Consider the following 20,039-nt stretch of genomic DNA (forward strand, 5'->3'; position numbering starts at 1 on the left):
CGAACGCGGGGGGTGACTCTACAGGTGTTGACGGCTAGGTTGGGGAACGACCGACGGACGTGTCGTCGGCATCAATCAGTAAGGCAGTTCATGAGCGTCAGCGGTACCGTCAAGTGGTTCAACTCGGAGAAGGGCTTCGGGTTCATCGCTCCCGATGAGGGCGGCGCCGACGTCTTCGCCCACTACTCGGCCATCGAATCGTCGGGCTACCGCTCGCTGGAAGAGAACCAGCGGGTTGAGTTCGACATCGCACAGGGCCCCAAGGGTCTTCAGGCGGAGAACATCCGTCCCCTCTGAGGTTTCACACCTCGTCAGTGAGGAGCAGGCGGCGGAGTTCGACCATCGTGTCGACCGCCGCCTGCGCTCCTTCTGACTCGTGGGGCCAGCTGAAGCCCCACCGCACGAAGACGACGGGGACGCCGTTCGCGGCGCCGCCGTCGATGTCGTGGTGGCGATCGCCGATGAGGATCGGACGACTCGTGTCGGCTCCCGCCGCGGCGAGACGCCGAAGCGATTCTGCGACGATGTCGGCCTTCGTGGCCAGAGTCTTCTCGTCCGGTGTCGCGCCCGCCATCGCCTGCATGTGCTCGGCCAGACCGAAGTGCTCCATCAGCGCGACGACCTGGACCTCGGGCTTCGAGCTAGCCGTGGCCTGCGGGATGCCCGCTGCCGCGATGTCCGCGATCAGCTCCCCCACGCCGGGGTAGAGCTCGACGTTCGCGGTGTAGCCGTCTGCCTTCCCGAGCGCGCGGTAGTAGCTGACCGCCTCGGTCGCCTGCTCCGGAGTCATCCCCACGTTCCTCTGGAACGAGTCGTACATGGGCGGACCGATCCAGTGGACCAGTTCCGCGCGCGTCGGCGCCGGGTACCCGAAGTGGGTGAGGCAACGGTCGAGGCGGCTGAGGATGCCGACGGACGCGTCGACGATCGTGCCGTCGACGTCCCAGAGGATGCAGGACCAGGGGGAGCGCGTCGTCATGCGTCCAGCCTACGGCGACGGATGCCGCGGGTAGGCTCGTCGCCGTGCGTCTCGTCATCGCCCGCTGCTCCGTCGACTACACCGGTCGCCTGAACACGCATCTGCCCCCTGCCACCCGCCTCATCATGGTCAAGGCGGACGGCACGGTCGCGTTCCACCGCGACATCCAGCACCAGCCGCTGAACTGGATGAGCCCGCCCTGCACCCTGACGGTGATCGAGCCCAGTGGGGACGACATCGACGTGGTCGAGAAGTGGCGCGTGACGCATGCCAAGACGGGCGACGAGCTCACCATCCGCATCTACGAGGTGCTCCACGACTCTTCGCACGAACTGGGTGTCGATCCCGGTCTCGTGAAGGACGGCGTCGAGGCCGACCTGCAACGGTTGCTCGCCGAGCAGGTGGGCGTGATCGGCGAGAACCTGACGCTGGTCCGTCGGGAGTTCCCCACCGCGATCGGACCGGTGGACCTGCTGCTGCGCAACCCCGAGGGCGGCACGATCGCCGTCGAGGTGAAGCGACGCGGCGACATCGACGGTGTCGAGCAGCTCACGCGCTACCTCGAACTGCTGGGGCGCGACCCGCACCTCGCTCCCGTCACGGGGGTCTTCGCCGCTCAGGAGATCAAGCCGCAGGCGAAGGTGCTCGCGACCGATCGCGGCATCCGCTGCGTCACCCTGGACTACGACGAGATGAAGGGCATCGAATCGGGGGCGCCGCGCCTCTTCTGACGCGACTCAGTGGGTCGTGCCGCGGGTACCCGGCAACGGCTTCGCCGCACCGGACGCGAACCCGGACGCGGCGACGAGGGCCGCGATGATGAGCAGGGTGTTCAGCAGGCCGATGTGCGTGCTGATCACGCCGAGCACCGGCGGCCCGCACAGGAACGCGACGTAGCCGATCGTCGCCGCCGCGCTCACTCGCGCCGCAGCGCGAGCGGGGTCGTCCGCCGCGGCCGACATCCCGAGCGGGAAGCCGAGAGAGGCTCCGACGCCCCACAGTGCCGCGCCGACGAAGACGAGCGGCAGGTTCGGTGCGAGGATGAACAGCAGGATGCCGACCACGGCCGTCGCGGCGAGGACACGCAGCGTCGCGACCCGGCCGAAACGGTCGACGAGCGGGCCGCCGAACACGCGCACGACGGTCATCGCGATTGAGAAGACCGTGAGCGCGGCCGCACCGAGCGCCGGGCCGCCGCGGTGGTCCTCGCTGACCCCGAGGGCCAGCCAGTCGTTGGCACCGCCCTCGGCGAACGCCATGCCGAGCATGACGATGCCGAGGACATAGGTGCGCGGCTCCCGCCACGCGGACAGCGCCGTCGAGAGTCGGTTCCGCCAGCCGGTCGGCGCATCCTCCGCCGAGCCGAACTCGCGGTGCGGCACGTAGGCGAACGCGATGAATGCGAGGACGACGATGGAGACGGCGACGACCGCTGTATGCGGGAACACAGCGATGCGAGCGCCCGCCGCGAAAGCCCCGATGCCGGCGCCGATCACGGTCCCCAGGCTGAAGAACGCATGGAACAGCGGCAGGATCGTCTTCTTCACCTCGACCTCGATCGCCGCGCCGTCGACGTTCATGAGCACGTCGAGGGTGCCGTTGCCGAAGCCGAACAGCGCGAGCCCGATGAGGACGAGGGGGAGGGAGGGGACGACGTCGGTGCCGAGTCCGACCAGGAACAGGCCCGCCGACAGGACCAGCATCACGCAGAGCATGCCGCGCCTCGTGCCGAGCCGTGCCGCGATGAGCGACGCCAGGGAGAGGCCGATGATCGACGCCGCACCCATTCCGAGGAGCAGAAGGCCGATGGTGGCGTTGTCGATGTCGAGCGTCGCCTTGATCGACGGCACCCGCGACGCCCACGTCGCGATGCTCAACCCGCTCGCGGTGAAGATCGCGAACACGGCGAGGCGCCAGGTCCAGAGGCGCGCGGAGGTGAGCTCGAGAGTCATGCGGGTCACTCTAGCGGGATCGCCGAATCGATTCGAGAATCGAGATTCTGCGGTTACGATCGAACCCATGAGCAACCGCCGAGCGACGATCTCGGATGTCGCGCGCGAAGCCGGGGTGTCGGCCTCGACGGCATCCGTCGTCTTCAGCGGCAAGGTGGCGGTCTCGGACGCCACCCGTGCCAAGGTGATGCAGGCCGCCGACGCCCTCGGGTACACCGGACCCGATCCGCGCGCGGCGTCGCTGCGCACCGGCCGCGCCGGCGTCGTCGCCGTGCTCTTCCGTGAACGCCTGGGCACGGCGTTCCGAGATCCGGTCACCACCGAGATGATGGACGGACTCACCGACGCCCTCAGTCCGATCGGCGCCGGCATCCTCCTCCTCACCGACGACGGGCCGGCCGAGTCGGGTCCCACGCTGACGACGGCGCCCCTCGATGCGGCGATCCTTCTCGGATGCAACGAGATCCTGCAGTCCTCGGTCGACGTGCTCCGCCGCCGCGGCATCCCCGTCGTCGTCATCGAGGGCGATGCCGGGGCCGACGTCCCGCGCGTGCTGCTCGACAACGTCGAGGCGCAGCGGACGGCCGCGGAGCACCTGCGGTCCCTCGGGCACGAGGACGTGGCGCTGGTGACGCTGACGAAGGATGCCGCGCGTCCTCGCGGCTTCATCGACGATCCTTCGCAGATCACCGTCGACGTGACGCGCGATCGACTGCTCGGCGCCCGCGAGGTCTTCCCCGCCGCGCCCGCGTACGCAGTCCGAGAGAGCTCGATCGACGAGGGCCTCGCCGCGGGACGCGTGCTGCTCTCGGGCCCTCGCCCGACCGCGATCATCGCCCAGAGCGACCTGCTCGCGGCCGGAGTGATCCGCGCCGCCGAAGAGGCGGGGCTCCGGGTTCCCGAGGACCTGAGCGTGACGGGCTTCGACGGGGTCGCGGTGGACGGTCTCGCCCCGTACGCACTCACGACACTCGCGCAGGACGCGAGCGCGAAGGGCCGGGCCGCGGGCGAGGCCGTCGTCGCGATGCTCGAGGGGCGGGAGCCGGCATCCCTCACCCTCACCTGCACATTCCGAAGAGGGAACACGACCGCAGCGGTACCGGGGTGACCTGGGAGCCAGCCGGGCGCCGCCTATCCGTCAGCCGGTAGACTGGAGTCCTCGACCCCCGCGATTGCACAAGGAGGCCAGGTTGCTGATCCTCCTCGCCGCGTTCGCGCTCGTGCCGCTCGTTCTGCCGGCTCTGGTCGCGCGGTTCGGATCCCGCACCTTCCTGGTCGCGGCGCTCGTCCCGATCGCCGCCTTCGTGCACGCCGCGCTGCAGGCGCCTCGCGTGCTGGGCGGTGATATCCCGCTCGAGACATACGTCTGGATCCCCGACCTGAAGGTCCAGCTGTCGATGCGCATGGACGTGCTCGGCTGGGTCATGGCGCTCATCGTCACCGGCGTCGGCGCCCTCGTGATGCTCTACTGCCGCTGGTACTTCGCCGGCAAGCGCGAGGGACTCGCGACGTTCTCGGCGGTCCTCCTCGCATTCGCCGGCGCCATGTACGGGCTCGTGCTGACCGACGACATCGTCGTGCTCATCATGCTGTGGGAGGTCACGAGCGTCCTCTCGTACCTGCTCATCGGCTTCTACCACCGGCGTGGCGCGAGCCGCCGCGCAGCCCTCCAGGCCCTGCTCGTGACGACACTCGGTGGACTCGTCATGCTGATCGGCGTCGTCATGCTCGTCGTCCTCTACGGCACGACGAGCATCGCGACGATGATCGAGACCGGACCCGTCTTCGAGGGCGGGGAGGCCGTTGCGCTCGATGCCGCGGTCGTCATGCTGCTCGTGGGCGCGCTGAGCAAGTCCGCCATCTTCCCGTTCCACTTCTGGCTGCCCGGTGCCATGGCGGCCCCGACTCCGGTGAGCGCGTACCTCCACGCGGCCGCCATGGTGAAAGCCGGCATCTACCTCATCGCCCGGTTCGCCCCCGCCTTCGCCGACACCGATCCCTGGCGTCCCATCGTCATCGGGCTCGGCATCTTCACGATGCTCCTCGGCGGCCTCCAGGCGATGCGCGAGTCCGACCTGAAGCGCATCCTGGCCTTCGGCACCGTCAGCCAGCTCGGCATGCTCACGGTCGTCCTCGGGTACGGGGAGCGCAACAGCGCGCTCGCAGGTCTCGCCCTGCTCGTCGGCCACGCCCTGTTCAAGTCGGCGCTGTTCCTGATCGTCGGCGTCATCGACCGGCAGCTGAGCACGCGTGACATCGGCGAGCTCTCGGGCGTCGGCCGTCAGGCGCCGACGCTCGCGACCTTCTCGATCATCGCGATCGCCTCGATGGCCGGCGTCGCCCCCACGGTCGGCTTCGTCGCGAAAGAGGCGGCACTCACCTCGTTCCTCGAGGGCGGCGCATCGCCGGCGGCTCTCATCCCCCTCATCGGAATCCTCGGCGGCTCCGCTCTGACGGCGGCCTACGGCATCCGTTTCGTGTGGGGAGCCTTCTGGACGAAGAAGGATGCCGCTGGCGACCTGCGCGAGCGCACCGGATGGCCCGACCCTCCCATCGGGTTCCTCGTGGCTCCCGTCGTCCTCAGCGGACTGACGATGGTCGCCGGAGCCACGTCGCCGTGGCTGGACGCAGGTCTCGCGGGCTACGCCGACACCATTCCGCTCGACGAGGGCGGCAAGGCGTACCACCTGGCCCTCTGGCACGGGTGGGAGCCGGCGCTCTTCCTCTCGCTCGGGTCGATCGCCCTCGGCGCGCTTCTGTTCTGGATCACGCAGCGCCGCCCGCTGAAGGCCCGCGTGCTGCCGTTCACCGCGAACGACGTGTACAACCTGTCGCTCCGCGGCGTCGCCAAGGTCTCGGTCTGGACGACCTCGCTCACGCAGCGCGGTTCGCTGCCGTTCTACGTCGGCACGATCTTCGTCGTCTTCATCGCGGCCGAGGCGACCGCCCTGGTGGCGTCGACCGAGTGGCGGATCGCGGTGGACGCGTGGCAGAGCCCTGCCCAGCTTCTCGCCGCTCCGGTCATGATCCTGGCCGGCATCGTCGCGATCCGCGCCCGCAAGCGCTACACGGGTGTCGTGCTCGTCTCGGTCACGGGTCTCGGCATGGTGCTCCTGTTCGCGACCAGCGGCGCCCCCGACCTCGCGCTCACGCAGATCCTCGTCGAGACGGTGACCCTCGTCGCGTTCGCGCTGGTGCTGCGCCGCATCCCCAGCCGCATGGGCGACCACAACGCCTCGGTGCTCCCGGTCGTTCGCGCCGTCATCGGCATCGGCGTGGGCGTGACGATGGCGGCCGTCGCCCTCATCGCCACGGGCGCCCGCGTGGCCGATCCCGTCTCGGGTCCGTTCCCCGACCTCGCCTACGAGATCGGCCACGGCAAGAACGTCGTCAACGTGACTCTCGTCGACCTGCGCGGGTGGGACACGATGGGCGAGCTCTCGGTCCTCATCCTCGCGGCGACCGGCGTGGCATCCCTCGTCTTCGTCACCAACCGCTCCGACAGTCGCGTCCTGCCGTCACTCCCGACGAGCACCGGACGCAGCCGCCGGCCCCTCGTCGAGACGGCCGACGGCCCGCGCCCCCGTTCGACGGCGCCGGGCTCGACGCGTCAGGCGTGGCTCGTGGGCGGGCTGAAGGTGAAGCCCGAGAACAGGTCGCTTCTGCTCGAGGTGATCGTGCGCGTGCTCTTCCACTCGATCATCGTCGTCTCGGTCTACCTGCTCTTCGCCGGCCACAACCTCCCCGGCGGCGGGTTCGCCGGCGGCCTGGTCGCCGGCATGGCCCTCGTCATGCGCTACGTCGCGGGCGGGCGCTGGGAGCTGGGCGCGGCGGCGCCGACGGATGCCGGTCGGCTCCTGGGCGCGGGCATGGTCCTCGCCCTCTCGTGCGCGATCGTGCCGCTCTTCTTCGGCGCAGCCCCCCTGACGAGCACGTTCTGGGAGGCGGACATCCCCCTCCTCGGCGAGGTCGAATTCGTGACCTCGACGATCTTCGACGTCGGCGTCTACCTCGTGGTCATCGGACTCGTCCTCGATGTGCTGCGCTCGCTCGGCGCCGAGGTCGACCGCCAGACGCAGGCCCAGCGGGAGCGGGTGAGCGCATGACCGTCTCGCTCGTCCTCGTCATCATCATGGGTGTGCTGTTCGCCGGTGGTGTCTACGCCATGCTCGAGCGCAGTCTCACGCGCGTGCTCATCGGCTTCCTGCTGCTGGGGAACGCCGCGAACCTCTTCCTCCTGATCGTGATGGGAGCCCCCGGCGTCGCTCCCTTCCACGGCAGCGACGGCGGCGGGGAGACGTTCAGCGACCCGCTCCCGCAGGCCCTCTCGCTGACGGCCATCGTCATCACCTTCGCCATCTCGTCGTTCCTGCTCGCCCTCATCTACCGCTCGTGGCAACTCGGACAGGCCGACACGGTCACCGACGACGAGGCCGACCGCGAGGTGCGGGAGCGCGGCCTTCGCGACGAGGAGACGATGGATGACGAGATCACCGAAGAGGATGACGACGCCACGACGGACTTCATCGGGACGGAGACCTCCCCCATCGTGATCCTCCACGCGCAGGACATCGCCGAACTGCGCGACGACGCCCCCACCGACAAGCCGGGAGGGCCGCGATGACCGCCCTCGTCCCGCTGCTGGTCACGCTGCCGCTCCTGGGAGCGGGCATCGCGCTGATCTTCGGTCGCCGCCGTCGGGTGCAGGTCGGGGTGTCCATCGTGACGCTCACGATCGCCGCCGCCATCGCCGCCGTTCTGCTGTACTACGTCGACGTGAGCGGGATGCCGCTGGCCGTCTCGGTGGGCGGGTGGCCGATCCCGTTCGGCATCGTCCTCTACGTCGACCGTCTCGCCGCGCTCCTCGTGCTCGTCTCGAGCATCGTGCTCCTGGCCGTCCTCCTCTTCTCCGTGGGCCAGGGCGCCGCCGACGGCGACGAGGAGACGCCGGTCTCGATCTTCCATCCGTCGTACCTGATCCTCGCGGCCGGCATCTTCAACGCGTTCATCGCGGGCGATCTGTTCAACCTCTACGTCGGGTTCGAGATCCTGCTCGTCGCCTCGTACGTGCTCATCACGCTGGGGTCGACCGAGTCCCGCATCCGCACCGGAGTCGTCTACATCGTCGTCTCACTGGTGTCGTCGATCCTCTTCCTGGCGGCCATCGCGGCCATCTACGGTGCGCTCGGCACCGTGAACATGGCGCAGCTCGCCGACCGGATGGGTGAGCTGCCCGACGAGGTGCAGCTCGTCCTGCATCTGATGCTGCTGCTGGCCTTCAGCATCAAGGCCGCCGTCTTCCCGCTGTCCTTCTGGCTTCCGGACTCGTACCCCACCGCACCCGCGCCGGTCACCGCGGTCTTCGCCGGATTGCTGACCAAGGTCGGCGTCTACGCGATGATCCGCACCGAGACGCAGATCTTCCGCGACAACGACGTGAACCAGTTGCTGCTCATCGTCGCGCTCGCCACGATGGTCGTCGGCATCCTCGGCGCGGTCGCGCAGGCTGAGCTCAAGCGCATCCTGTCGTTCACCCTCGTGAGCCACATCGGATACATGGTGTTCGGTCTCGCGATCGCGACGCCCGCGTCGCTCGGGGCCACGATCTACTACATGGTCCACCACATCGTGGTGCAGACGACGCTGTTCCTCGCGGTCGGTCTCGTCGAGCGTCGCGCAGGGTCCACGTCGATCCTCAAGGTGAAAGGGCTCATGCGGGCGGCGCCGCTGCTGGCCGTGCTCTACTTCATCCCGGCGATCAACCTCGGCGGGCTGCCGCCCTTCTCGGGGTTCATCGGCAAGTACGCGCTCTTCGATGCTGCCGCCGCCGTCGGCACGCCGATCATGTACGCGCTGATCGTCGCTGGCATCCTGACCTCGCTCCTCACCCTCTATGCCCTCATGCGCGCGTGGAATCTGTCGTTCTGGCGCGAAGAGGAGGACCAGGCCGAGGAGTCCGGCGTCGTCGACCGGATCTCGTACCTCGGCGACGCCCCCGCCGCCGGCGTGCAGACCGAGCGCCGAGTCATCCCGCGCATCATGACCGCCTCGACGACGGGCATGGTGGCCGTCACCGTCGCGCTCACCGTCTTCGCGGGCCCGCTGTACCACCTGTGCGCGAGCATCGGCGCGGCCCTGCCGTACCCGGTGAGCCTCACCCAGCTGCAGGACGAGGTGAACGATGGGAACTGACCTCCAGCGCAGTGCGCTGACCGGCATCTGGCGGCAGCTCCCGTTCTTCGTGTGGCTCGTCGCGCTCTGGATGCTGCTGTGGGGTCAGTTCACGGTGCTGGCCTTCCTCACCGGCGTCGTGGTCGCCGTGTTCGTGACGAGCGTCTTCCGTCTGCCGCCCGTCGAGCTGTCGGGACGACTCAACCCCTGGTGGCTGCTCGTCTTCACGTTGCAGTTCCTCGGCGCGGTGGTGAAGGGCTCCCTCGTCGTCGCGTTGCAGGTCGTCTCGCCGCGCCGGCACCCGGGCGTCTCGGTCGTCGCCGTGCCGCTCGTGACCGACGACGACCTGATCATGGCGCACGTCGGGGTCACGGCATCCCTCATCCCGGGATCGCTCGTCCTCGAAACCGATCGCGACCGCCGCATCCTCTACCTGCACGTCCTCGGAGCCTCCACGGATGCCGAGGTCGAGCGGCAGCGTCGGATGGTCCAGCGTTGGGAGGCGCGGCTCGTACGCGCGGTCGGCTCGCGGGCGCAGCTCGAGGCCATCCGCGCCTCGCAGGCCGCTGCGGACGTCCGCACCCGCGCGAAGGAGGAGAGCTCGTGACCGCTATGCTCATCGCCGTGATCTGCGCCGTCTTCGGCGTCGCCGCCCTCATGACCGTCTGGCGCATCATCATCGGCCCGTCGATCCTCGACCGCGCCGTCGCCTCCGACGTGCTCCTCACCCTTCTCATCTGCGCGCTGGGCGCCGAGATGGCCATCAACCACCACACCCGTACCTTGCCGGTGCTGCTCATCGTCGCGGCCGTCGGGGTGTTCGGATCGGTGTCGATCGCCCGCTTCGTGGCACGCCGGGACTCGGAGGTGGACCGATGACCGAGATCCTCCATGTCGTCGCGCTGGTCCTGATCCTCGTCGGGGCGCTGCTGTGCCTCACAGCGGCCATCGGGTTGATCCGCTTCCGGGACGTGCCCACGAGGCTCCACGCCGCCACGAAGCCGCAGGTGCTCGGCCTGCTGCTGATCGCCATCGCCGTCGGCATCGAGCTGCAGTCGTGGACGGTCGTGGCCTTCCTCGTCCCGGTCCTGCTGATCCAGTTCGCGACCGCGCCGCTGTCGGCTCACATGGTCGGTCGCCAGGCCTACCGCAACGGCACGATCGATCGCCGCAACCTGCACGTCGACGAACTGGCCGACGCGAAGGAGACCCCGCCCGGGTCGGGCGGCTGACTCAGCCGATCAGGCTCGGCTGCAGGTCGCGCATCGTCCGCCGGAACGTCATGCGCGTGACTCCCGCGATCGCGATCACGAGGGCACCGACCAGCCAGGTCGCCAGGACCGCGGCATCCGTCCACGCGCGTGACGCCATCCCGCCGTACATGACCTGCCGCATCGCATCCACGACGTAGCCCATCGGCAGCACGTGGTGCAGCGCCGCGAGAGGTGCGGGCAGCGTCTGCCACGGGAAGGTGCCGCCGGCGGTGACGAGCTGCAGCACCATGAGCACGAGTCCCACGAACTGCCCCACCGATCCCAGCCACACGTTCAGGGCGAGGATGATCGCCGCGAAGGTCGCCGAGGCCAGGAGCAGGATGCCGAGGGTCGGCAGCGGATGCGTGAACGAGAAGCCCAGCGCGATCGACAGCACGCCGAACAGCGACACCATCTGCACCGCGCCGAGGGCGGCCGGTGTGAGCCACCCCGCGAGGGTGACGCGGATGGGGGAGCGGAGCGCCGTGACCGCGCGCCTGGAGATCGGCTTCACGATGAGGAACAGGGCGTAGATGCCGATCCAGCCGGCGAGGGCGGCGAAGAACGGCGCCAGTCCCGCGCCGTAGTTCTGCGCCTGGGTCACCGACGCCTCGGAGATCCCGACGGGGTCCGACAGCGTCGACGCCTGCGCCTTGCGGGTGTCGGCGCTGTCATCGGGCAGCTTCTTCGCACCGTCCTGCAGCCCGTCGCGGAGCTTCGCGGCGCCGGCGTCGAGCTTGTGGACGCCGGAGGCCAGCGTGTGGGCGCCGGTGTCGAGCTTGTGCGCGCCGGCGTCCGCCGAGGTGACGCCGTCGGCGAGTGTGTGCGCACCGGTCGCCGCCGTCGCCGCTCCCGACGCGAGCTTCGCGCTGCCGCCGGCGACCTGCGCAGCGCCGTCGTCGAGCCTGTCGATCTGGGCGACGGCCTGTTGCACCCGGGTGTCGAGGTCGGCGACGCGGGTGCCGATCGGATCGACGACGTCGAGGACCTTCGCGATCTGGGTGGCGTCGAGTCCCTGCTCCTGGAGCCGTGCGGTCAGGTCGTTGCGCAGCGACGGGACCGCGGAGGCGACGCGATCCGCGGCCGAGCCCACCCGGTCGGCGACGCTTCGCAGCTTCGCCGTACCGCCCGAGACCTGCTCTGCGCCCGAGGTGAGGGACTGGAGCCCTTCGGCGAGCGTGTCGACCCCCGAGGCGAGGGAGTCCGCTCCGCTGCGGAGCTTCGTCGTCCCGTCCGCAAGGGTGGCGGCGCCGTCGGCGAGAGTGTCGGCGCCGTCACCGGCGCTCGCCAGTCCGTCGGTGAGCTGACCGGCGCCGTCCGCCGCGTCGAGCAGTTTCACCCGCACGGTGTTGAGCGCGTCGAGCATCGTCAGGCCGGCTTCGCGGACCACCTTCTCGGTGACGGTCGTCCGGATCCGCGAGACCGCCTGACTGCCGATGGTCGAGGCGAGGTAGTTGTTCGCGTCGTTGGTGGTCAGGTCGATCTCGGCCTGGCGCGGGTCCTTTGATGAGATGGAGGCGACGGCGGCGGTGAAGTCGGCGGGGAGTGTGACGGCGAAGTCGAACGTGCCGTCATCGAGGCCGCGGCGGGCTCCGGCGGCATCCACTTCGTGCCAGTCGAAGCTGCCGTCCTCGAGCAGCGAGTCCGCGACCTCGTCGCCGAGATTGCGATCGATGCCGTTGAGGGTGGCGCCGTCGTCCTGCACGACGAGGGCGACCGGCACCTCCGACAGGTTGCCGTACGGGTCCTGGTTCGCCCAGAGATACAGGCCGCCGTAGAGCACCGGCACGAGGACGAGAGCGATGAGTGCGATGACCCGCATGCGGGTGGACGTGAGGCGGCGCAGCTCGGCCGCGAACAGAGCGGGGATCTTCACGAGAGGATGCCTTCGGTTGAAGAGTCGGTAAGGGCTCGGCTGCGCGGCCGCAGCGCCGAGGTGGCCCGGAGGCGGGGCCGGCCGATGCGCCCGCGGGGTGCGGGCGGTTCTGCCTCGAGGGCGGTGGCGGCGGCCGTGCCGGCGATCACGAGGACGGCGAAGCCGCGCGCGGCGAAGTCCTGAGCGATGCGCTGCCAGTGGCGGGGATCGCCGCCGTGGCGGTCCGGTGAGACGAGGACGAGCGCCTCGATGCCACGCCTGAGGGCGGCGAGCTCGAGCAGCATCCGGATGCGGTCATCGGCGTCGAGCTGCCCGATGGGAGTGCGACCGAGGGCGCGCCACCCGTGCTCGTCGAGCCACCGACGGGCCGACAGCGGGTCGGCGCGGCGCCCGGCGAACATGAGCTCCTCCTCGACGACGCCGACGACGGCGATGTCGGGTGCCGGGTCGTTGACGTCGGGGGCGTCGACGAGCGCGACGACCTTGCGTATCCGGCGCGGGCTGCGGCGGCCGTCGATCGTCACGGCGCCGGTGTCGGGGCGCATGCGGCCGCTCGCGATCAGGCCGAGGACCGACGGCCGCTGCTCGGTCTCCGCAGTGGTGAGGGTCACGCGACCGGATGCGAATGCCACGTCCGTCGCGGGGAGGATGCCGCCGGATCGGCCCTTCGAGACGTCGTCGAGCACGATCTTCATGAGCGCGCTCCTTCGAGCACCACGTCGGCCTCTCGCCAGCCGAGGCCGGCGACGCTGAGGATCGCCCGCACCGCGACCGACGCGGCTTCGGGACGGGCGGTGTCGAGTCGGGTGATGACGGTGCGCGCCGCCTCTTCGATCAGGCGGGCGACGGTCGTGGCGGGCATGTCGGTGCGGATCGTGCCCTCCTCGCGGCCCCGCGTCACGATCGCGAGGACGCGACGGCGGACCGGGGTCAGCACCGCCGCGGTCTCCTCGATGTGCGAGTCGTCGAGCGCGACGGTCGCGGCGAACTGCACGTCGGCGGCCCCGTCCCACAGTGCGAGAGCCAGCCGGGCGAGCGCTACTGGCGCGGGACCGGTGTCCGCCACTCCGCTCGCGAGCGCGTTGAAGCGTTCAGCGCCGCCCAGGATCATGGCCCGCAGCAGGGCGTCGCGGTCGTCGAAGTGCCCGTACAGGGCGCGGCGGCTGAGCCCCGCAGCGCGCGCGATCGCATCGATCGGAGCGTGGGGGTCTCGGGCGATGGTGGCCGCTGCCGCCGCGAGGATGTCCGCGCGGTTCGCCGCGGCATCCTTTCTCGGACGACGCGGCGATGCAGTCGTGGTCACGCCACGATCATACGAAGTTGCACAATAGTGTGCAACTTAATTCGGCGACCTCTCAGTCGGCGCCGAAGTCGAAGGATGCCGAGTCCCCGGCCTCGTCGATGGCACCCGCCAGCTCGTCGACCTCACCGGAGTTCCCCGTGATGGCGTCCGCGCCGCCCTGCTCGAGTTCGCCGACGAGATCCGCGGTCGCGCCGCCGATCATGCCGAGCGAGACGAAGTGCTCGAGGCGGGCGCGGGAGTCGGCGATGTCGAGATTGCGCATCGTCAGCTGACCGATGCGGTCGGTCGGACCGAAGGCGGCATCGCCGACGCGCTCCATCGAGAGCTTCTCGGGGGAGTACGACAGGTTGCGGCTCTCGGTGTTCAGGATCGTGTAGTCCTCACCGCGGCGCAGCCGCAGGGTCACCGTGCCGCTGATCGCGGAGCCCACCCAGCGCTGGATCGACTCGCGGAGCATGAACGACTGCGGCTCGAGCCAGCGACCCTCGTACATGAGCCGGCCCAGGCGGCGGCCCTGCTCGTGATAGGTGGCGAGGGTGTCTTCGTTGAGGATGCCGTTGACCAGGCGCTCGTACGCGATGAACAGCAGCGCCATGCCCGGTGCCTCGTAGATGCCACGCGACTTCGCCTCGATGATGCGGTTCTCGATCTGGTCGCTCATGCCGAGGCCGTGGCGCCCGCCGATCTCGTTCGCGGCCATGACCAGGGCCACGGCGTCCGAGTACTCGACTCCGTTGATCGCGACGGGACGTCCCGCCTCGAACGTGACCGAGACGTCCTCGGTCTCGATCCCGACCGCCGGGTCCCAGAAGCGGACGCCCATGATGGGCTCGACGATCTCGAGCGAGACGTCGAGGTGCTCGAGGGTCTTGGCCTCGTGGGTAGCGCCCCAGATATTGGCGTCGGTGGAGTAGGCCTTCTCGACCGAGTCGCGGTACGGGAAACCGTGGGCGACGAGCCATTCGCTCATCTCGGTGCGTCCGCCGAGCTCGGTGACGAAGTCGGCGTCGAGCCACGGCTTGTAGATGCGGAGCGCAGGGTTGGCGAGCAGACCGTAGCGGTAGAACCGCTCGATGTCGTTGCCCTTGTAGGTGGAGCCGTCGCCCCAGATGTCGACGCCGTCCTCCTTCATGGCGCGCACGAGCATCGTGCCGGTGACCGCGCGGCCGATGGGGGTCGTGTTGAAGTAGGTGCGTCCGCCCGAGCGGATGTGGAAGGCGCCGCACGAGAGGGCGACGAGGCCCTCCTCGACCATCATCGGCTTGCAGTCGATGAGGCGCGAGCCCTCGGCGCCGTACTGCAGTGCGCGACCGGGGATCGACGCGATGTCGTCTTCGTCGTACTGGCCGAGGTCGCCGGTGTAGGTGAAGGGGACGGCGCCTTTGTCGCGCATCCAGGCGACCGCCACCGAGGTGTCGAGACCTCCGGAGAAAGCGATGCCGACGCGCTCGCCGACGGGCAGGGACTGGAGGACCTTCGACATGGTTCCCATCCTATCGAGGGGGCCGCGCCGCGATCGGCGCGGTTACGCGGGCCATGCGTGGACCGGAGTGTGCGTCATGTGAGTGCTCACATCGGGAGGGAACCGGGACCGACCTGCCGGAGGAACGACCGCCGCCACCGGCCGCCGCGTTACGCAAATGTTACCGCTCACAATCTAGCGCCGCGCGAAATGTGAAGGCTAACATTCGAGCAACCGGAGGCCACGGCGGCCCGGAACACCGGCGGTGAGCCGGACCCGAACAAGGAGGTTTTGGGATGAAGAAGACTGCTTTCGCAGCAGCGGCCATGCTGGGGGCCCTGGCGCTCGTCGTCACCGGATGCGCGGGCAACGGCGCGCCCGGAGCAGGCGGCAACGGGGGTGACGGCGACCTGATCACGGTCGGCTTCGCGCAGACGGGCTCCGAGTCCGGCTGGCGCGCAGCGAACACCGAATCGATGAAGAAGGCGTTCTCGGAGGAGAACGGCTTCAAGCTGACGTTCAACGCGGCCGACAACAAGCAGGAGGCGCAGATCTCCGCCGTCCGCAACTTCATCAACCAGGGTGTCGACGCCATCGTCATCGCCCCGATCACGGTGGACGGCTGGGACGACGTCCTGAAGGAAGCGAAGGATGCCGGCATCCCGGTCATCCTCGAAGACCGCACGGTCTCGGCCAGCGACGACCTGTACGCCTCGTGGGTCGGCCTCGACTTCGAGCAGGAGGGTCGCACCGCCGGCGAGTGGGTCAAGGAGAACTTCGACGGCAAGGGCGCCAACCTCGTCGTCCTCGAGGGCACGACGGGCTCGTCGGCCGCGCTCGACCGCGCCACCGGCTTCAACGAGGCCATCGAGGGCACCGACGTCAAGGTGATGGACTCGCAGACGGGTGACTTCACCCGCGACGGTGGCAAGAAGGTCATGGAGGGCTACCTCCAGAAGTACGGCAAGGACATCAATGTCCTGTTCGCGCACAACGACGACATGGGCCTGGGTGCACTCGACGCCATCAAGGCGGCGGGTCTGACCCCCGGCAAGGACATCCAGATCGTCACGATCGATGCGGTGAAGGACGGCATGACCGCCCTCGCGAACGGTGAGTTCAACTTCATCGTCGAGTGCAACCCGCTCCTGGGCGAGAAGGCCGCCGAGCTCGTCAAGTCCGTCGTCGACGGCAAGACCGTCGAGAAGCGCACGATCGTCGAGGACCAGTCGTTCACGCAGGAGCAGGCCGCCGAGGTCCTCGACTCCCGCCCGTACTGATCGATCGCCACCCCTCACGATCCGCTCGGATCACCGAACCACCGCCGGGGACCGGATTCCGGTCCCCGGCGGTCATCACGGAAAGGCGCGCTCATGGTCGATGTCGCAGCCACGCCGGAGTCCCCGGCCACCGTTCCGCAGCACGATGAGGTCGTGCGGATGCGGGACGTCACCATCCGGTTTCCCGGGGTGCTCGCCCTGGACCGGGTCGACCTGACGCTCCGCGCCGGTGAGGTCCACACGCTCATGGGCGAGAACGGCGCCGGCAAGTCGACGCTGATCAAGGCGCTCACGGGCGTGTACGCCATCGACGGCGGGACGATCGAGGTCGCCGGCGAGCAGCGCGTCTTCCGCTCGACCGCAGACGCCGAGGCATCCGGGATCTCGACCGTGTACCAGGAGGTCAACCTCTGCACCAACCTGTCGGTCGGCGAGAACGTCATGCTCGGCCGCGAGGTGCGGCGGGCCGGCTTCATCGACTGGCGCGCCACCCACCGCGAGGCGACGCGCTACCTCGCCGCCCTCGGACTCGACATCGACCCGCGCTCCGCACTGTCGTCGCACTCGATCGCCGTACAGCAGCTCGTCGCCATCAGCCGGGCGACCGTCGCCGATGCGCGCGTGCTCGTCCTCGACGAGCCGACCTCGAGCCTGGACCGCAGCGAGGTCGAGCAGCTCTTCACCGTCGTCCGGGGGCTGCGCGACCGGGGCGTCGCCATCCTCTTCGTCACGCACTTCCTCGACCAGGTCTACGAGATCTCCGACCGTCTGACGGTCCTGCGCAACGGCCAGCTCGTGGGGGAGTACCTGCCCGCCGAGCTGCCGCGCGGCGAGCTCATCGCCAAGATGATCGGCCGCCAGCTCGACGAGCTCGAAGCCCTGTCCCGCACGTCGGAGCGCGAGATCGACCGCACCGCGACGCCGGTGCTGCGCATCGCGGGGCTCGGCCGCAAGAACGTCATCGAGCCCGTCGACATGGAGGTCTACGAGGGCGAGGTCGTCGGCATCGCCGGCCTGCTGGGCTCGGGCCGCAGCGAACTGGTCCGCCTCGTCTACGGCGCGGACCGGGCGGACGCCGGCACGCACGAGGTGCGGGGGGATGCCGCGCGCATCACGACCCCGCGGAACGCGATCGACAAGCGCATCGCCTTCTCGAGCGAGGATCGTCGCGCCGAGGGGATCATCGCCGACCTCACCGTCTCCGAGAACATCGTCCTCGGCATCCAGGCCAAGCGCGGCGCGATGCGTCCGATCGGCAAGGCCGAGCGCGATGCCATCGTCTCGGAGTACATCTCGGCGCTCGGTGTCCGGCCCGCCGACCCGAACGCGCTCGTGCGCAACCTCTCGGGCGGCAACCAGCAGAAGGTACTGCTCGCGCGGTGGCTGGCCACCGCGCCGCAGCTGATCATCCTCGACGAGCCCACCCGCGGCATCGACGTCGGCGCGAAAGCCGACATCCAGCGCAAGGTCGCCGAGCTCGCGGCGGCGGGCCTCTCGGTCGTCTTCATCTCCTCGGAGCTCGAGGAGGTGGTCCGCATCGCGCAGCGCATCGTGGTGCTGCGCGACCGTTCTAAGATCGGCGAACTGGACGCCACCGACGTGACGGTCGACGATCTGGTCGCCCTCATCGCGCAAGAGTCCGGCGAGACGACGTCGTCTCGCCTCAACCCGGAGACAGCGGCATGAACCCGACCCTGAAGCGCTTCCTGGCGCACCGCCTCGTCTGGCCGATCGCGGCACTCCTCGTGCTCGTCATCGTCAACACGATCGCGCGGCCGTCCTTCATCTCGATCACCGTGCAGAACGGGCAGCTCTACGGCCCGCTGCTCGACATCCTGCGCAACAGCGCTCCGCTCATGCTCGTGGCCCTGGGTATGACGCTCGTGATCGCGACGCGCGGCATCGACCTCTCGGTCGGCGCGATCATGGCGGTCTCGGGCGCGGTGGCCCTCACCTTCATCTCGTCGTCGCCGGCACCCGAGGACCTCTCGACGGTGCTCATCGCGATCGCGCTCGCCGTCGGGGTCGCCCTCGTGCTGGGTGTCTGGAACGGCTTCCTCGTCGCCGTCGTCGGCGTCCAACCGATCATCGCGACCCTCGTGCTCATGCTCGCCGGCCGCGGCGTCGCCCTCCTCATCACGGGCGGTTTCATCACGACCATCACGAGCGCGCCCTACCGTTTCATGGCGCAGGGGTACCTCGTGGGTCTGCCCTTCGCGTTCTACGTCTCGGTGGTCGCGATCGTCATCGTCGCGGTGCTGCAGCGCCGCACGGCCCTCGGCGTGCTGACCGAGGCGGTCGGCATCAATCCCGAGGCCAGCCGCCTCGCGGGCGTGCGCTCGCGGGGGATCATCTGGGGCGCCTACGCGGCGAGCGGCCTGCTGGCGGGCTTCGCCGGCATCCTCTACTCGTCGAACATCATGGCCGCCGACGCCAACGCCGCCGGCCTCTACATCGAGCTCGACGCGATCCTCGCCGTCGTCCTCGGCGGGACGAGCCTCATGGGCGGCAAGTTCACGATCGCCGGCACGGTCGTCGGCGTCTTCACGATCCAGACGCTCAAGTCGACCATCACCTTCCTCGGGGTGCCGCCGGCGGTGAGCCCGCTGTTCCTCGCCATCGTGGTCGTCATCGTCGTGCTCGTCCAGTCGCCGCGAACGCGGTCGCTGTTCGCCAAGGGGGTCGATGCCGTCCGGGGCGGCGGCCGTCGCACCGCGGAGGTCTCCGCATGAGCGCCGTCACCGCAGACCTCGGCCGGACCGGCGGGTTCGCCGACACGATCCAGCGCTTCCGCAGCCGGCACGCGTCGTGGGTGCCCGTGTTCGCCGCCGTCGTCATCCTCATCGCGATGCTCATCGGGGCGCAGGCCTACTTCGGCAACTTCGTCACCCCGCGCGTGCTGTCGGCGCTCCTGCTCGACAACGCGTACCTGCTGATCCTCGCGGTCGGCATGACCTTCGTCATCCTCACCGGCGGCATCGACCTCTCGGTCGGTGCGGTCATGGCGTTCACCGGCATGCTGGGTGCCAGCATGCTGAGCCAGGGGATGCCGGTGGCCCTGGTGGTCCCGGTCATGCTGGTCCTCGGGGCTCTCATGGGACTGTTCGTCGGGGTGCTCGTGCAGTACTTCGGAGTGCAGCCGTTCATCGCATCGCTCGCGGCGATGTTCGCGGCCCGCGGGCTCGCGTTCATGGTCAGCCTGTCCTCGATCCGCGTCGAGGAGCCGGCCATCCTGTGGCTCCAGTCGACCCGCATGCAGGGCGGTCCCGGCAGTTTCTACATCACCCCGACCGGCATCCTCGCGCTCGTCGTGGTGGTCGTCGGCATCCTGATCCTGCAATTCACGCGGTTCGGTCGCACGATCTACGCGATCGGCGGCAACGAGCAGTCGGCACGCCTCATGGGCCTGCCGGTCGTGCGGACGAAGCTGCTGGCCTACGTCATCAGCGGCGTGTGCGCGGGGCTCGCGGGCGTCGTCTTCACGGCGTACACCGGGGCGTCGTACCCGCTGAACGGCATCGGGACCGAGCTCGACACGATCGCCGCCGTGGTGATCGGCGGCACGCTGCTCACGGGCGGCAGCGGGTTCGTGCTCGGCTCGATGATCGGCGTGTTCGTGTACGGCACCATCAAGACGGCGATCTCGTTCCTCGGCGTCGACCAGTCCTGGACGCGCATCACGATCGGCGCGCTGCTGCTCGTCTTCGTGGTCGTCCAGCGCCTGCTGGTCGCGCGGACGGCGCGAACGTCGCGGTGATGACGG

The 20,039-nt window shown here is 69.4% G+C and carries 19 protein-coding genes; 13 read left to right on the top strand and 6 right to left on the bottom strand.

Going from position 1 to position 20,039, the window contains the following annotated elements; translation table 11 throughout:
• Window positions 1-90 precede the first annotated feature (90 nt).
• A complete protein-coding gene (locus ACIQLK_RS02770; protein WP_064002832.1) occupies window positions 91-297 on the top strand; it encodes a cold-shock protein in 207 nt (68 codons plus the stop codon).
• 4 nt (window positions 298-301) lie between these two features.
• Here ACIQLK_RS02770 and ACIQLK_RS02775 read toward each other — a convergent pair whose 3' ends face one another.
• Window positions 302-979 (bottom strand): HAD hydrolase-like protein, encoded by a 678-nt coding sequence (locus ACIQLK_RS02775; protein ID WP_400362765.1) that lies wholly within the window; start codon window positions 977-979, stop codon window positions 302-304.
• Between the two features lie 44 nt (window positions 980-1,023).
• On the opposite strand from ACIQLK_RS02775, the gene nucS reads away from it, so the two are divergent.
• A complete protein-coding gene (gene nucS / locus ACIQLK_RS02780) occupies window positions 1,024-1,710 on the top strand; it encodes an endonuclease NucS (protein ID WP_400362767.1) in 687 nt (228 codons plus the stop codon).
• Between the two features lie 6 nt (window positions 1,711-1,716).
• On the opposite strand, the gene ACIQLK_RS02785 is transcribed toward nucS, so the two are convergent.
• Complete coding sequence (locus tag ACIQLK_RS02785) at window positions 1,717-2,931, bottom strand: MFS transporter (protein ID WP_400362768.1); 1,215 nt, start codon at window positions 2,929-2,931, stop codon at window positions 1,717-1,719.
• A 67-nt stretch (window positions 2,932-2,998) separates the two neighbouring features.
• On the opposite strand from ACIQLK_RS02785, the gene ACIQLK_RS02790 reads away from it, so the two are divergent.
• The 7 genes from ACIQLK_RS02790 to mnhG all read left to right on the top strand — a co-directional run bounded on the left by ACIQLK_RS02790 (window position 2,999) and on the right by mnhG (window position 10,334).
• Window positions 2,999-4,039 carry a LacI family DNA-binding transcriptional regulator gene (locus ACIQLK_RS02790; RefSeq protein WP_400362769.1) on the top strand — a complete coding sequence of 347 codons (1,041 nt, stop codon included), beginning with the start codon at window positions 2,999-3,001 and terminating at the stop codon, window positions 4,037-4,039.
• Window positions 4,040-4,121: 82 nt separating this feature from the next.
• Complete coding sequence (locus tag ACIQLK_RS02795) at window positions 4,122-7,037, top strand: Na+/H+ antiporter subunit A (RefSeq protein ID WP_400362770.1); 2,916 nt, start codon at window positions 4,122-4,124, stop codon at window positions 7,035-7,037.
• The gene (locus ACIQLK_RS02800) at window positions 7,034-7,555 is read left to right on the top strand and encodes a Na(+)/H(+) antiporter subunit C (RefSeq protein ID WP_400362771.1); all 522 of its coding nucleotides are present in this window, start codon (window positions 7,034-7,036) and stop codon (window positions 7,553-7,555) included. The genes ACIQLK_RS02795 and ACIQLK_RS02800 overlap by 4 nt, the downstream gene beginning before the upstream one ends.
• Window positions 7,552-9,123, top strand: coding sequence for a Na+/H+ antiporter subunit D (locus ACIQLK_RS02805; protein WP_400362773.1), 1,572 nt, complete (start codon window positions 7,552-7,554; stop codon window positions 9,121-9,123). The genes ACIQLK_RS02800 and ACIQLK_RS02805 overlap by 4 nt, the downstream gene beginning before the upstream one ends.
• Entirely contained in the window at window positions 9,113-9,709 is a 597-nt protein-coding gene (locus ACIQLK_RS02810; protein ID WP_400362775.1) for a Na+/H+ antiporter subunit E, read from the top strand. Before ACIQLK_RS02805 ends, ACIQLK_RS02810 begins: the two co-directional genes overlap by 11 nt.
• 5 nt (window positions 9,710-9,714) lie before the next feature.
• Window positions 9,715-9,981, top strand: coding sequence for a monovalent cation/H+ antiporter complex subunit F (locus ACIQLK_RS02815; protein WP_400363854.1), 267 nt, complete (start codon window positions 9,715-9,717; stop codon window positions 9,979-9,981).
• Complete coding sequence (gene mnhG / locus ACIQLK_RS02820; RefSeq protein WP_400362777.1) at window positions 9,978-10,334, top strand: monovalent cation/H(+) antiporter subunit G; 357 nt, start codon at window positions 9,978-9,980, stop codon at window positions 10,332-10,334. The genes ACIQLK_RS02815 and mnhG overlap by 4 nt, the downstream gene beginning before the upstream one ends.
• A 1-nt stretch (window position 10,335) precedes the next feature.
• On the opposite strand, the gene ACIQLK_RS02825 is transcribed toward mnhG, so the two are convergent.
• The 4 genes from ACIQLK_RS02825 to argG are packed head-to-tail and all read right to left on the bottom strand — an operon-like array spanning window position 10,336 to window position 15,017.
• Window positions 10,336-12,231 (bottom strand): YhgE/Pip family protein, encoded by a 1,896-nt coding sequence (locus ACIQLK_RS02825; protein WP_400362778.1) that lies wholly within the window; start codon window positions 12,229-12,231, stop codon window positions 10,336-10,338.
• Window positions 12,228-12,926: a hypothetical protein gene (locus ACIQLK_RS02830; protein ID WP_400362780.1), complete on the bottom strand. Its 699-nt coding sequence runs from the start codon at window positions 12,924-12,926 to the stop codon at window positions 12,228-12,230. Before ACIQLK_RS02830 ends, ACIQLK_RS02825 begins: the two co-directional genes overlap by 4 nt.
• The gene (locus ACIQLK_RS02835; RefSeq protein WP_400362781.1) at window positions 12,923-13,534 is read right to left on the bottom strand and encodes a TetR/AcrR family transcriptional regulator; all 612 of its coding nucleotides are present in this window, start codon (window positions 13,532-13,534) and stop codon (window positions 12,923-12,925) included. Before ACIQLK_RS02835 ends, ACIQLK_RS02830 begins: the two co-directional genes overlap by 4 nt.
• A gap of 52 nt (window positions 13,535-13,586) precedes the next feature.
• Window positions 13,587-15,017, bottom strand: a complete 1,431-nt coding sequence (argG, locus tag ACIQLK_RS02840) for an argininosuccinate synthase (RefSeq protein WP_400362782.1) — start codon at window positions 15,015-15,017, stop codon at window positions 13,587-13,589.
• A gap of 275 nt (window positions 15,018-15,292) precedes the next feature.
• On the opposite strand from argG, the gene ACIQLK_RS02845 reads away from it, so the two are divergent.
• The 4 genes from ACIQLK_RS02845 (at window position 15,293) to ACIQLK_RS02860 (ending at window position 20,033) form a co-directional block, all read left to right on the top strand.
• Window positions 15,293-16,276 carry an ABC transporter substrate-binding protein gene (locus tag ACIQLK_RS02845; RefSeq protein WP_400362784.1) on the top strand — a complete coding sequence of 328 codons (984 nt, stop codon included), beginning with the start codon at window positions 15,293-15,295 and terminating at the stop codon, window positions 16,274-16,276.
• 93 nt (window positions 16,277-16,369) lie between these two features.
• Window positions 16,370-17,962: a sugar ABC transporter ATP-binding protein gene (locus ACIQLK_RS02850; protein WP_400362785.1), complete on the top strand. Its 1,593-nt coding sequence runs from the start codon at window positions 16,370-16,372 to the stop codon at window positions 17,960-17,962.
• Window positions 17,959-19,008 carry an ABC transporter permease gene (locus tag ACIQLK_RS02855; protein ID WP_400362787.1) on the top strand — a complete coding sequence of 350 codons (1,050 nt, stop codon included), beginning with the start codon at window positions 17,959-17,961 and terminating at the stop codon, window positions 19,006-19,008. The genes ACIQLK_RS02850 and ACIQLK_RS02855 overlap by 4 nt, the downstream gene beginning before the upstream one ends.
• Window positions 19,005-20,033: a sugar ABC transporter permease YjfF gene (locus ACIQLK_RS02860; RefSeq protein WP_400362788.1), complete on the top strand. Its 1,029-nt coding sequence runs from the start codon at window positions 19,005-19,007 to the stop codon at window positions 20,031-20,033. The genes ACIQLK_RS02855 and ACIQLK_RS02860 overlap by 4 nt, the downstream gene beginning before the upstream one ends.
• Window positions 20,034-20,039: the final 6 nt, after the last annotated feature.

The sequence above is a fragment of the Microbacterium sp. NPDC091382 genome, assembly GCF_044757025.1.
GTDB lineage: Bacteria > Actinomycetota > Actinomycetes > Actinomycetales > Microbacteriaceae > Microbacterium.

What these genes read in the sequence shown, in the direction of transcription:
- ACIQLK_RS02770 (WP_064002832.1), top strand. Translation starts at nt 91, where the DNA reads ATGAGCGTCAGCGGTACCGTCAAGTGGTTCAACTCGGAGAAGGGCTTC.
- ACIQLK_RS02775 (WP_400362765.1), bottom strand. Translation starts at nt 979, where the DNA reads ATGACGACGCGCTCCCCCTGGTCCTGCATCCTCTGGGACGTCGACGGC.
- ACIQLK_RS02785 (WP_400362768.1), bottom strand. Translation starts at nt 2,931, where the DNA reads ATGACTCTCGAGCTCACCTCCGCGCGCCTCTGGACCTGGCGCCTCGCC.
- ACIQLK_RS02790 (WP_400362769.1), top strand. Translation starts at nt 2,999, where the DNA reads ATGAGCAACCGCCGAGCGACGATCTCGGATGTCGCGCGCGAAGCCGGG.
- ACIQLK_RS02800 (WP_400362771.1), top strand. Translation starts at nt 7,034, where the DNA reads ATGACCGTCTCGCTCGTCCTCGTCATCATCATGGGTGTGCTGTTCGCC.
- ACIQLK_RS02805 (WP_400362773.1), top strand. Translation starts at nt 7,552, where the DNA reads ATGACCGCCCTCGTCCCGCTGCTGGTCACGCTGCCGCTCCTGGGAGCG.
- ACIQLK_RS02810 (WP_400362775.1), top strand. Translation starts at nt 9,113, where the DNA reads ATGGGAACTGACCTCCAGCGCAGTGCGCTGACCGGCATCTGGCGGCAG.
- ACIQLK_RS02815 (WP_400363854.1), top strand. Translation starts at nt 9,715, where the DNA reads ATGCTCATCGCCGTGATCTGCGCCGTCTTCGGCGTCGCCGCCCTCATG.
- mnhG (WP_400362777.1), top strand. Translation starts at nt 9,978, where the DNA reads ATGACCGAGATCCTCCATGTCGTCGCGCTGGTCCTGATCCTCGTCGGG.
- ACIQLK_RS02830 (WP_400362780.1), bottom strand. Translation starts at nt 12,926, where the DNA reads ATGAAGATCGTGCTCGACGACGTCTCGAAGGGCCGATCCGGCGGCATC.
- argG (WP_400362782.1), bottom strand. Translation starts at nt 15,017, where the DNA reads ATGTCGAAGGTCCTCCAGTCCCTGCCCGTCGGCGAGCGCGTCGGCATC.
- ACIQLK_RS02845 (WP_400362784.1), top strand. Translation starts at nt 15,293, where the DNA reads ATGAAGAAGACTGCTTTCGCAGCAGCGGCCATGCTGGGGGCCCTGGCG.
- ACIQLK_RS02850 (WP_400362785.1), top strand. Translation starts at nt 16,370, where the DNA reads ATGGTCGATGTCGCAGCCACGCCGGAGTCCCCGGCCACCGTTCCGCAG.
- ACIQLK_RS02855 (WP_400362787.1), top strand. Translation starts at nt 17,959, where the DNA reads ATGAACCCGACCCTGAAGCGCTTCCTGGCGCACCGCCTCGTCTGGCCG.
- ACIQLK_RS02860 (WP_400362788.1), top strand. Translation starts at nt 19,005, where the DNA reads ATGAGCGCCGTCACCGCAGACCTCGGCCGGACCGGCGGGTTCGCCGAC.